11 protein-coding genes are annotated in these 11,161 nt (G+C 69.2%); 8 read left to right on the top strand and 3 right to left on the bottom strand.

Annotated features, from left to right (window positions below; translation table 11 throughout):
• Positions 1-175: 175 nt before the first annotated feature.
• Complete coding sequence (locus VGC47_03990; GenBank protein HEX9854451.1) at positions 176-1,777, bottom strand: ABC transporter permease; 1,602 nt, start codon at positions 1,775-1,777, stop codon at positions 176-178.
• Complete coding sequence (locus VGC47_03985) at positions 1,774-2,685, bottom strand: ABC transporter ATP-binding protein (protein ID HEX9854450.1); 912 nt, start codon at positions 2,683-2,685, stop codon at positions 1,774-1,776. Before VGC47_03985 ends, VGC47_03990 begins: the two co-directional genes overlap by 4 nt.
• 102 nt (positions 2,686-2,787) lie before the next feature.
• Between VGC47_03985 and VGC47_03980 the strand changes: the two genes are divergently transcribed.
• From VGC47_03980 to VGC47_03965, 4 genes are all read left to right on the top strand, one after another.
• On the top strand, positions 2,788-3,501 hold the full coding sequence (locus tag VGC47_03980; GenBank protein HEX9854449.1) for an alanyl-tRNA editing protein: 714 nt from the start codon (positions 2,788-2,790) through the stop codon (positions 3,499-3,501).
• 301 nt (positions 3,502-3,802) lie between these two features.
• Positions 3,803-4,018: a hypothetical protein gene (locus VGC47_03975; protein ID HEX9854448.1), complete on the top strand. Its 216-nt coding sequence runs from the start codon at positions 3,803-3,805 to the stop codon at positions 4,016-4,018.
• Positions 4,019-4,065: 47 nt separating this feature from the next.
• On the top strand, positions 4,066-4,434 hold the full coding sequence (locus VGC47_03970) for a hypothetical protein (protein HEX9854447.1): 369 nt from the start codon (positions 4,066-4,068) through the stop codon (positions 4,432-4,434).
• 92 nt (positions 4,435-4,526) lie between these two features.
• Positions 4,527-4,766, top strand: a complete 240-nt coding sequence (locus VGC47_03965) for a DUF4404 family protein (GenBank protein ID HEX9854446.1) — start codon at positions 4,527-4,529, stop codon at positions 4,764-4,766.
• 468 nt (positions 4,767-5,234) lie between these two features.
• Here the strand turns inward: VGC47_03965 and VGC47_03960 are convergent, their stop codons facing one another.
• A complete protein-coding gene (locus VGC47_03960; protein HEX9854445.1) occupies positions 5,235-6,413 on the bottom strand; it encodes a lyase in 1,179 nt (392 codons plus the stop codon).
• Positions 6,414-6,595: 182 nt separating this feature from the next.
• On the opposite strand from VGC47_03960, the gene VGC47_03955 reads away from it, so the two are divergent.
• The 4 genes from VGC47_03955 to VGC47_03940 are packed head-to-tail and all read left to right on the top strand — an operon-like array spanning position 6,596 to position 11,155.
• The gene (locus VGC47_03955) at positions 6,596-7,372 is read left to right on the top strand and encodes a DUF6390 family protein (protein HEX9854444.1); all 777 of its coding nucleotides are present in this window, start codon (positions 6,596-6,598) and stop codon (positions 7,370-7,372) included.
• Positions 7,373-7,429: 57 nt separating this feature from the next.
• Complete coding sequence (locus VGC47_03950) at positions 7,430-8,446, top strand: extracellular solute-binding protein (protein ID HEX9854443.1); 1,017 nt, start codon at positions 7,430-7,432, stop codon at positions 8,444-8,446.
• A complete protein-coding gene (locus tag VGC47_03945; GenBank protein ID HEX9854442.1) occupies positions 8,436-10,079 on the top strand; it encodes an ABC transporter permease subunit in 1,644 nt (547 codons plus the stop codon). The genes VGC47_03950 and VGC47_03945 overlap by 11 nt, the downstream gene beginning before the upstream one ends.
• Positions 10,076-11,155 carry an ABC transporter ATP-binding protein gene (locus VGC47_03940; GenBank protein ID HEX9854441.1) on the top strand — a complete coding sequence of 360 codons (1,080 nt, stop codon included), beginning with the start codon at positions 10,076-10,078 and terminating at the stop codon, positions 11,153-11,155. Before VGC47_03945 ends, VGC47_03940 begins: the two co-directional genes overlap by 4 nt.
• Positions 11,156-11,161 lie beyond the last annotated feature (6 nt).

Raw genomic sequence — 11,161 nt, 5'->3', positions numbered from 1 at the left:
GGCGCTGCGGGTCCTCGCCAACCGCCTCGTCGGGATCCTCCACGGCTGCCTCCGCCACCAAACCCCCTACGACGAACACACCGCCTGGGCCCACCGCAACGACAAAGCCGCTTGACAACTTCCACCCGTGGGATGTCTAGCGATACGCCCGATCGCCTGCAGCGCCCCTCGAACCTCAGCCGACGTCCCGCCGGCGAAAGCCCGTGAACGCCGGGATGAGCAGCAGAGCCCCGATGGTGACGAGCCAGATGAGCGGAGCCAGGAGCAACTCGCCTCCCGGCAGCGTCGGCACGTGTGTGAAGGGAGAGAGGTCGAGCACCCATTGGCCGAGGCCGATGACGGCACCCAGCAATGTGATGAGGACCACCGCCCCGTACACCAGCCAGCTGGCACCTGCCAGGCGAGGGAGGACCCCGAACAGCAGCACCGTGATGGAGACGAGGATCCAGACAGCGGGGAGTTGCGCCAGGGCGCTCCCGAGCATGCGAGGCACTTGATTCCCCACGTCGCCCGCCACGGCGCCGTACGTCAGACCGATGCTGAGGCCGGCGGCGACGAGGACGACCGCCGGTCCGGCGAAGGCGAATACGAGGTGGCTGCCGACCCACCGGTGGCGGGCGACCGCCGTCGCCAGTACCGGCTCGGCGCGCAGCTCCTCTTCCTCCGACCTCATGCGCAGAGCCGCTTGGACTGCATATGCGGAGGCGATCAGTCCCAGTATTCCCATGACTCCGGACAGGTAGAGGTCCATGAGGACGGAGCCGCCGCCCCCGAGCTGCTCGAATATGTCGAGCAAGTCGGGGTTGTCCTCGAGGATGTCCCCGACGCCTTCGGCGACGCTGCCGTAGATGGCACCGAGCACCACGAATCCGCCCACCCATCCGAGCAGCGGGCCGCGGTGGAGCCGCCACGCGAGAGCGAGAGGGCTGGCGAGGCCCGGGGCCGCTTCGGCACGGCCGAGGCGGGCAGGGAAGAGCCCGGCCCCGACGTCGCGGCGCAACGAGAGCGCCAAGGCGGCGGCGGCGCAAGCCGCGGTGAGCGCCAGCGGGAGAACGAAGACCCACCATCGCTCGCCTGCGAACGGACGGACACGCTGCACCCAACCCAAGGGCGACAACCACGACAGCCACGAGACGGCACCGTTGTCTCCAGCCGAATCGCCGGCGGCCCGCAGCACGAAGGCGAGTGTCAGCACGGCGAGACCGATGCCGCGGGCGGCCCCGGCAGTGTCGGTGAGTTGGGCGGCCACGGCCCCGACCGCCGCCAACATGATCCCTGAGAACCCGATCGCCAGGCCCAACGCCAATGAGCCGGGTGCCGGCTGCCCCGTCGAGGTGAGGGTGACGGCGACGACCGCAGCAACCACCAGGTTGGCGGCGACGACCACGGTGAGGCAGGCCGCCAGCGGGGCGTGCCGTCCGACAACGGTCGAACCGAGGAGCTCGCGACGCCCGGTCTCCTCTTCGACCCTCGTGTGCCGAACGACGGTGAGCAAGCTGACGACGCCGATGATCACGAAGAGGATGCTCGAGCGCCACGCCACCAGGGAGCCGATCGTTCCCCCGTACACCGGCCCGAGGATGCCGGAGAACGCCGGGTTGCTGCCGAATTGGCTGGCCGCCCTGGCAACCTCTTCGGCCGTCGGGTACAGCTCCTCGAACGTCGAGGCAACTGCCATCGGGAGCAATGCGAACACGGCGATCCAGGCGGGCAACGTCGCCCGGTCGCGACGGAGGATGAGGCGAACGAGGGTCCAAGCGCCCACGAGAGAGCTCACGTCGCGCTGGTCTCCTCGCCGTCGCCACCAGACCGGTAGTGCCTGAGAAACAGCTCCTCCAACGTTGGCGGATGCGCCACCAGGCTCCGCAAGCCGTAGGTGGCGAGACGCCTCACGACGTCGTCCAGGTGCTGGGCGTCGACCTCGCACACGATGCGTGTGCCCTCGATCGTCACGTTGTGGGCTCCGCCGAGGTCGGCGGACGAGGTCGGCGGATTGGCCACCTCGACCTCGATCGACGTGCGGGTGAGATGCCGCAGCTCGGTCAAGCTGCCGGACTCGACGATCTGCCCGGCGCGGATGATGCTCACCCGGTCGCACAGGGCCTCGACCTCGGCGAGGATGTGACTCGACAGCAGGACCGTCCGCCCGTTCTTCATCTCGTCGGTGATGCAGCGGCGGAAGGTGTCCTCCATGAGGGGGTCGAGTCCGGCGGTCGGCTCGTCGAGCAGCAGCAACTCGACGTTCGAAGCGAGCGCCGCCACCAGGGCCACCTTCTGGCGGTTGCCCTTCGAGTAGGCCCGCCCCTTCTTCGTCGGGTCGAGATCGAACATCTCCAGGAGATCGGCACGGCGCTTGTCGTCGAGCCCGCCCCGGAGCCTGCCCAGCAGGTCGATGACCTCACCCCCCGACAGGCTGGGCCAGAGCGTCACGTCTCCCGGCACATACGCCAGCCGCCCGTGGAGCGCCGTGGCATCGCGCCAGGGATCGCCTCCCAGTAGCGAGGCTGTTCCGGAATCGGCGCGCAGCAGCCCGAGCAGGAGGCGCAGGGTGGTTGTCTTGCCGGCCCCGTTCGGGCCCAGGAACCCGTGGACCTCGCCTTCTCGGACCGCGAGGTCGAGTCCGTCGAGGGCACGCGTCTGCCCGAATCGTTTGTGCACGCCGGTCATCGAGATCACTTCGGTCATGGCGAGCATGCTACGTCGCCGCCGTTGCGGGGCGCGTCGGCCTACTGCCATCCATCCTCGAAGCGCTGATCGTCGGTACCGACGCGCACCTAGGCTGACGCCGTGACGGAGAAGATCTACTCCATCGATGCCTACGCCTCTTCGATGGACGCCGCGGTGGTCGACTTCAACCGCGATGACGGCCGGCTGCTTCTCGACAGGACGGTGTTCTATCCGGGCGGTGGCGGTCAGCCGCCGGACACGGGTCGGCTCTGGGTAGGAGACGACCGACTCGACGTCGTCAGGGTGACTGCCGACGATCGGGGTGTCTGGCACTGGGTGGAAGGCTCCCTGCCGGGTTCCGGCACGTCGCTGAGGGGCGAGCTCGATTGGGAGCGCCGCTACGACCTGATGCGCACCCACACCGCCATGCACGCCATGTGTGGCGTTGTCTGGAACCGTTTCCACAGCCCGGTCACCGGCGGCAACATGGAGGCGGGGGAGGGGCGGCTCGACTTCGAGCTTCCGGATTGGGATCCGGAGAATCGCCAGCCGATCGAGACCGAGCTGAACAGGCAGCTCGCCTCTGCGCTGCCGGTCACCGTCGGCTTCCTGCCGCGCCACGAGGCCGACCTCGATCCGAGTCTCATCAGGACGAAGGTCAGCCTCCTTCCTCCCGAGCTCAGGGAGGTGCGCGTCATCGACATCGTCGGGCTGGACCGTCAGGCAGACGGCGGCACCCACGTCGAGTCGACGAGTGAGGTGGGTGCCGTGAAGATCACCAAGGTCGAGTCGAAGGGGAGAGGGTTCAGGCGAATCCGCTTCGTGCTCGCCTGAACCGCGGCGACTTTCGGCGGCCATCGATAGCGGGGTACCCTTGGCCGGTCGCCGGGCCATTCGCCGGTGCGCATCCCGACCTCCCCTAGTCGGGGTGCGGTTGCCGGATCTCTGCCGCAATGGAGAGCCGCACTTCACAGGCGAGGCTGATCCGGTGGTGCGATGCGGGGCTGCCACCAAGCGGCCCCGCAGTCGCGACGCCGTGCCGGTTCTCGTCGCATCCGCGCTCTCGGCACGTCGCCGGCTGGGCGTTTGACAGCCGCGATACGGTGGCCTCCAGGAGAGCGGGGAGGAGGTCGCGATGGCATGGGTATGGAGTGACGAGTTCGCCGAGATCGTCCCCGACGAGTCGTCGACAGCCTCCTGGCGGGGGAGCCTCGTCGGGTTCGCCGTCCCGGAGGGGGAGACCAGGGTGAGCTTCGTGCGACGCCTCGTCGGCGCTCCGGAGCCGGCCGCACTGCTCGAGGTCGTGCCGGATGGTTGTGGAGCGGCAGGCTGTCGGCTGGCCGAGAGCTGAGCCGGGCTCCCTGGCGTCTCGCTCGGAGGGTGGCTAGTATCGTCACTGTGACGGATTCATATGAGACTCGCATTGCCAGATGTGCCTGGTGCGGGGGAGAGATCGCTCCCCCGGGCGGGCCGGGCAGGCCGCGGCGCTTCTGCAAGCGATCCCACCGCCAACGACACTTCGAGGCGCGCCGGGCGGCCGCTCGGCTCGGGCTCGGTACGGACGACGTGCTCGTCTCGCGGTCGGACCTCGATCGTCTCCGCGACAAGCTGTTCGTCCTCGAGGCGGCACTCGAGGACGTCGAGCGCGACCTCGGCGAGTCCTCGAAGCTCCAGGACTACGCCGACGCCTACGTGCATCTCTTGGAAGGGGCGCTCCCGCTGCGAGGTGCTCGGGTCGAGCCGCGCGCTCTCGGCGGCGACGAGTGACGTGAGCGCCGTTACGTCACAGTGACGTAACGAGGGACGGGTTCCGACACCAGCCGCGGATAGAGTTGAAGCTCATCGAGAGGGAGTCTGAAGTGAGCGAAGAGATCTGGAAGCACCTCGACGAGCTACACGGGCACCTCGAGGACCTCGGGGACGATCCGGATGCCGACGAGTTGCGGCGCAGACTGGCCGGCTATCGCGAGAACCCCGAAGACGACCCGGACTTCACCGATCGGCTGAAGGAGTCGGCCCTCTCGTTCGAGGTGTCTCATCCGGAGCTGTCTCGGTTCATCACGGGCGTCGTCGACGTGCTCAGCGCCGCCGGCATCTGACCGCCTATAATCCACGTTATGTCAAGTGGCCGGTGAGCATCTGCAAGTAAGGTGCCGTCCGCAGATTCCGATGAAGTGGGTATGTCGGTTGACGCCAATCGCACGCGAACTGCGCGCCTCCGCATGCTTCGAGGCTTGACGCTCGTTCTCGCACTCTTGAACGGCGTCGGGGGTTTGGGTTGCGGCCTACTACCATTTGTGGGTTCTTGGAGTGGTGGGACATCGTTCCGGCGAGACCTTCTGGCAAAGCCCCGTTCTCGCGGCCGTGGCTTCTATCGGAGTTGGCCTGGCGTTCGCGATCAGCGTCGTGATCTTCATCAATCTATGGCGCGAGCGCGTCGACAGGTGGACGGTCAGACTCATAGCCCTCGTCGGGACCACAGCCCTTGCGGTGATCGCATCTCTAGCCTTGGCCACCAACGCCGCGGTTCGAGTCGGTAGGTTCTAAACGCGAGGCACCTCAGGTGATCACCGTCTCCTGATGACCACGAGTGTGTCCGCGGCCGACTCGGCCCCCCAGACCTCGCCCTGCCTGCCGAGGAGCTGACGGACTTCGCCCGGGTCGTTCGGCAGCGAGAACGTCGTGAACGAGAGGCCGACCGGATCGAAGCGGTGGATGGAGTTTCCCCCGAAGTCGCTCACCCACACGATGTCGGACTCGTCGACGTATACGGCGTAAGGCTGCGGGGAGGCACCGGGCAGCGCATACGTCTCCCACACACCCGTGGCAGGCTGGTACGCGCTGAGCTGGCCGGTGTTCCACTCGCTGACCCACGCCCGGCCGGACGAGTCGAACCAGATGCGCCGAGCACCTTGGTCCGGCGTCGGCGGTTCGAGCTCGGTCACCTGGCCGGGCGCGACGATCTCCCCGACGTAGCTGCCGGCCAGGGAGGCGAAGAACACCTCACCGTTCGGGGATCCGTCGATGCCGTACGGGCCCTGCCCCCGCGGGGCGTCGTACACCTCGAGGGAGCCGGAGACCGGGTCGAGGACTCCGTAGATGCCGTTCTGGCCCGTGAACCACAGGCGACCCTCCAAGTCGAACGTCGCCGTGTTGAGGTTGGCGTTCGGCCGGTCGGGTGGGAGCGGGAACACTCTCGTCTCCCCCGTCTCGGCGTCGACCTCGACGATGGCATTGAGGCCCCCGTCCGTGATCCACGCATCCCCCTCGTCGTCCACGATGACGCCGTGCGGGCGCGATCCCGCTCCGAGGGCGATGTGCCTCGTCTCTCCCGTTTCAGGATCGAGGTACCCCAGGGCCGCGGCGCCCTGGGCCGTGTACCACACTCCCCCATCGGCGGCCGGGGCGACGTCGTGGGGCCTCGACCCTTCCGGCACGCCGAATGTCTCGATGACGAGCTCCGCAGCCGGGATGGGCTCGATCGTCTGCGTGGTCGCCTCGGTGCTCGCAACGGTCGACTCGACTTGAACGGAGCCGGTCGTCGTCACCGAGTCTCGAGCCGTGGTCGTCGTCGCCTGGCCGCTGGTTGCGGTTGACGCAGCCGCGTCCGGAGCCTCCGAGGCCGGTCCGGAGCATCCGGCGGCGAGGAGCGCAGCCGCGACCGGCAGCACCAGGCGCCGCGGGCTGCCCCTCAGGGTCGATCGGACCTTCGTCGGCCGACTCCTCGACTTGGGCACCGCAGCCACCAGACGACCATACCGGAGCGCACCCGCCATCACGTCGCCGGACGGGCCGGATGGAGGGATAGAGTCGAAGGAGGAGGGTCGATGTTCGCACGCTTCACCCATGGCGCTCGCCGGGTCGTCGGCGTCGCCCAGCAAGGGCGAGCCCCAGCGAGGGCGCGCCCATTGAGCCGTCCGCACCACCCGTGACACGACCCCATCCCCCGTCCGGGCTGCAGCTCTTCGCCCGATACGCATATCCGCCCAACGAGCGCGGATACTGCGGGCCGGACGACCACCGAGCCCTCCTGGATTACCGAGATTCGGGGGTGACCGATCCGGGCCTGGCGAGGCTGGCGAGGGCATTCCACGGGCCGTGGCCCTACCTGAAGCTCATGGCGGAGAAGACGGGCGCCGGGGACCCGTTCTCGTATGACATCGTCGAGGCCTACTGGGTCGGCAACAGCCTGCTCGATCAGGTCGACACCATCGACTTCGGGAACACGGTGGAGGAGCGGTTCCGACCCCGGGTGGGCGCCGGGTGGTCTGCGATGGCGGAAGCGATACCGGGCGGGGTACCGCACCACAGCTTCCATGTCTTCGTGACCTATCCATGGGTAGGGCTGCTCCAGGAGTCGGAGCGGGGCGAACCGCTCCACATCCTCGACCGGTGCCGGATCCGCTGGGGGTTGGTCGAAGCCGTGCACGGCGACAGGGTCGTCGTGATGAGCAGACCACTCACGTGGGACGGCAGACACCTGGGTCTCGGGCCCGCCCGCTCCGAGGTGGCCGGCGTCTCGGTCGGCCCCGGGGGCCTCGCCGACCAACTGGCGCCGGGAGATTGGGTGTCGCTCCACTGGGAGTGGGTCTGCGATCGTCTCACGCCCCGCCAGCTCGCCGGCCTCGTGCACCACTCGATGCGCCGGCTTGCGATGACGAACGACGATCTCGCTCACCCGGGTCCCGCCACGGTTCTTGGCTGACCATCGCGACTCGTTGCGATGGACGGGCGGCCGCTCGACGGCAATATCCTCGACTCGATGGGAGCAACAGTGGCGGGGAGCCCGAGAGGCGCCGAGGGCACCCGTGCGGCGGCTCCGCTCGGGATCTCGCTCCTGGCGATCGGCCTGGCGGCGTGCGGCGGTGCGGGGCAGGCATCGGGCGCCGACGACGATGCGACATCTCTGCTGGTATACGCCACCGTCACCCAGGACACGGTCGATGCCGTCGTGACCGGCTTCGAGGAGTCGCACGCCGGCACGTCCGTTGAGGTCTTCAGGGCGCCAACCGCCGAAGTGGCGGCTCGGATCGCCGCCGAGCGTCGCCACGGCCCGATCCGTGCAGACGTTCTCTGGCTCACGGATCCTCTCTCGATCGAGCAGTACGCGGCAGACGGGCTGCTTCTCGAATGGACCCCCTCCGAGATCGACGTCATTCCGAGGGAGTACCGCGCCCCACAGTTCTTCGGGACGCGCCTCCTCAGCATCGTGATCGTCCACGGTGCCGCCCTCACCGATCCCCCAGCCGACTGGGGCGACCTCGCCGGATCCGTCGCAGGTGGTGTGGCCATACCCGATCCTGCATTCGCCGGTTCTGCATTCGGTGCCCTGGGATACTTCCTGCTCAGCGACGGTTACGGGATCGAGTACTACCAGGCATTGCACGATGCGGGAACGGTGCAGGTGAGCTCACCGGGCGACGTGGTGAGCGGTGTAGCCGAGGGCCAGTACGGCGCAGGGATGACGCTCGACCGCAACGGACGCGATGCAGTCGAGGCGGGGTCCCCGATCACGGTCGTCTGGCCGGCTTCGGGGGCCATCGCGATCTACAGCCCGATCGGGGTCGTCGCCGCCGGCGCCACCGCAACGGCCATGGAGTTCGTCGACTACGTTCTCGGGACGGAGGCGCAGGTGGCCATCGCCGCGACGGGATGGCAACCGATCCGATCGGACGTCGAATGGGCCGGGGGCGGACCGCAGGTGAGCGTCGACTGGGCGGCGGCAGCCGGTAGGCAGGATGAGCTCCTCGCGCAGTACCAGGCGATCTTTGGCCGCTGAACCGGTCGCGAGCACGACGCGCCGTTGGTGGTGGCTGGCGAACGGCCTGACCCTTGCGGCCCTCGGCCTCCTCGTCGGGCGCCCCCTTCTCGAGCTGATCTTGGTGGGTGCGGACCAGCTCGCCGTCGGCCGGCCGGGCGGACTCGACCGGGCCACAGCAGGGGCGGCGCTCGCCAACACGATCTGGACCGGGGCCGCGGTCGCCGCCGTGGCAGTCACGGCAGGGACGGCAGCGGCCTTCGTGACCGAGCGCACGGCCGTTGCCGGCCGCCGGGTGCTCAGGATCACGATCCTCCTCCCGTTGCTGGTGCCCGGGTTCGTCTCGGCGCTGAGCTGGGCCCGCGCATATGGCCCAGGTGGGCTGCTCGATGACGCCGTAGGAGTTTCGATGCCGGGGCTGTTCGGCGCAGCCGGTGTCGTCGCGGTGCTCGCCGTGACTGCGATGCCGGTGGCCTATCTGGTCGCCGTTGCGGCCCTCAGGACGCAGGCGGCTCCCGACCTCGGACGAGCAGCGAGGGTGAGCGGGGCCCGAAGCCGGACGGCGTTTCTGACGATCTCCTTGCCACTGCTGGCGCCGGCAGTGGTCGGGGCGGCGGCGCTCGCCTTCATCGCGGCCATCAACGCATTCGGCGTCCCGGCCGTCCTCGGTACGCCGGCCGGGTTTCGTACCGCCACGACGCGGATCTATCAGGACCTCGCCAGGTCGGCCGGCGACGAGGCGTTTTCTCGGGCAGTCCTGCTCGCCTTGGCACTCGTCCTTCTCGCATTGGTCTTCGTCGTCGCCGCCGACCGTCTTCTCTCGCGACTCGGGCCGGCGCCCTCCGGCGGAGGACCCGCCGGGCCGGTGGCGTCTCTGTCACGCAGCGGGCGGGCCGCCTCGCTGGCGGTCTGGGTAGTCGTCGTGGTCGCGACCGTCTTGCCGCTCGTCGCGCTCGTGCTCTCGGCGCTCACCCGAGCAGTCGGGCTTCCCCCCTCCCCAGCGAACTGGACATTCGCCAACCTCGGAGAAGCGCTCGGAATGCGCTATGTCGGGGCGCTCGGTCGAAGCGCCCTCCTGGCGTCCGTGGCGGCATCGATCGTCGTGGCGCTCGGCGCCGTCGTCACCAGCATCCGGGGGCGCAGCATCGGGCGCTTCTCGGCGGCGGCAGTGCTCCTCACGTTTGCGGTGCCGGGTTCGACCTTGGCGGTCGCCATGATCCTGGCCTACGGAAACGCACTCAGGGACACGCTCGTCCTCATCCTCGTCGCATACGTCGCCAAGCTGTGGGGCGTGGGTCACCGTGTGGTTGCCGGCTCGGCGTCGGGCATCGCCGTCGATCCCTACCGGGCGGCGCGGGTGAGCGGTGCGTCGCCGCTGGTCGCGGTGCGCACGGTGATCGAGCCCCAGATGAGACCCGCCCTGGCGGGGGCGTGGCTCCTCGTCTTCGTCTTCGCCTTCCACGAGTTGACGATGTCCAGCCTCCTCTACGGCCCCGGGACCGACACCATCGCCGTGGCGATCCTCGACCTCCAGCAGATCGGCGACGTGGGGGTCGTCTCGGCACTGGCGGTGTACCTCACGCTGCCGCCGCTGCTCGTCGCCACGGCTCTCTTGATTGTCGGTCGATCGAGCGCCTCGAGGCGGGCGCCATGACCGACTCCCCCGCCCTGGTATGCCGGTCCGTGACGGTCGACTACGGGCCTCATCGGGCTCTCGATCGTCTCACGATCGAGGTCGCTGCCGGCGAGACGCTCGCCGTGCTCGGCCCGTCCGGCTCCGGCAAGACCACCCTGATCCACGCCATAGCCGGGTTCGTTCCGCTGTCCGATGGCGAGATCGTCCTGAACGGTCGCCCGGTTGCCCGGCGCGGAATGGCGGTCGCCCCGGATCTCAGAAGCATCGGGCTCGTCTTCCAGAACTATGCGCTGTGGCCGCATCTCGACGCCGTCGACACCGTGGCCTACCCGATCCGGAGGCGAGGGGTTCCCAAGGCTCAGGCGAGGTCGGATGCCGAGGAGCTGTTGCGGAGGCTCGGCATGGATGCCCTCGTCCGGAGGCGGCCGGCCGAGATGTCCGGTGGCGAGCAGCAGCGGGTCGGGCTGGCTCGGGCGTTGGCGCGGCAGGCTGACCTGTACCTCTTCGACGAGCCGACCGCCCATCTCGATGCGGCCGGTCGGGTGGCGGTCCAGGAAGAGATCGCCGCGGCCCGCCTCGGCTCCGGCGCCGCGGCGCTCTACTCGTCGCACGACGCCGGCGAGGCGCTAGCGCTCGCCGATCGTGTCGCCTTGCTGCGAGCCGGCCGGCTCGTGCAGGTCGGAACGCCCGACGAGGTGTATGCCCGGCCCGTGGACGTGTGGGCGGCTCGGCTCACGGGACCGGCATCGCTCGTCGGCGCCCACCTCGAGCACGCACCCGGCCGGGTGGTGACCGTCGCCGGGACGCCGATCGAGGCGAGGCTCGAAGGAGAGCACGATCTCGAGGGGCCCATCCAACTGCTCGTCCGGCCGGACTGGGTGAGCCTCGGTGGCCCTCTGGCGGGAGTGGTCGGCGACGTGCGGTATCGCGGACCGCACACCGACTATCGGGTGGACACCGCGGGCGGTGCCCTGTTCGTGCGCGCCGCCGGCACGCCGACGGCGGCCGTGGGAGACGCACCGGGGGTGCAGATCGAGCGCGCCTGGATGCTGCGAGCCGACACGAGTGAGGCACCACCGTGGACCACCGGCTGAGCGGGC

The sequence above is a fragment of the Acidimicrobiia bacterium genome (genome assembly GCA_036396535.1).
In the GTDB taxonomy this organism is placed as follows: domain Bacteria; phylum Actinomycetota; class Acidimicrobiia; order Spongiisociales; family UBA5794; genus DASWKR01.
The sequence above is the reverse complement of the archived record's forward strand: the minus strand, read 5'-3'. Positions and strand labels throughout refer to the sequence as shown.

Bases quoted from the DNA above. Each gene is read 5' to 3' on its own strand.
- VGC47_03950 (HEX9854443.1), top strand. From the start codon at position 7,430: ATGGGAGCAACAGTGGCGGGGAGCCCGAGAGGCGCCGAGGGCACCCGT.
- VGC47_03975 (HEX9854448.1), top strand. From the start codon at position 3,803: ATGGCATGGGTATGGAGTGACGAGTTCGCCGAGATCGTCCCCGACGAG.
- VGC47_03985 (HEX9854450.1), bottom strand. From the start codon at position 2,685: ATGACCGAAGTGATCTCGATGACCGGCGTGCACAAACGATTCGGGCAG.
- VGC47_03940 (HEX9854441.1), top strand. From the start codon at position 10,076: ATGACCGACTCCCCCGCCCTGGTATGCCGGTCCGTGACGGTCGACTAC.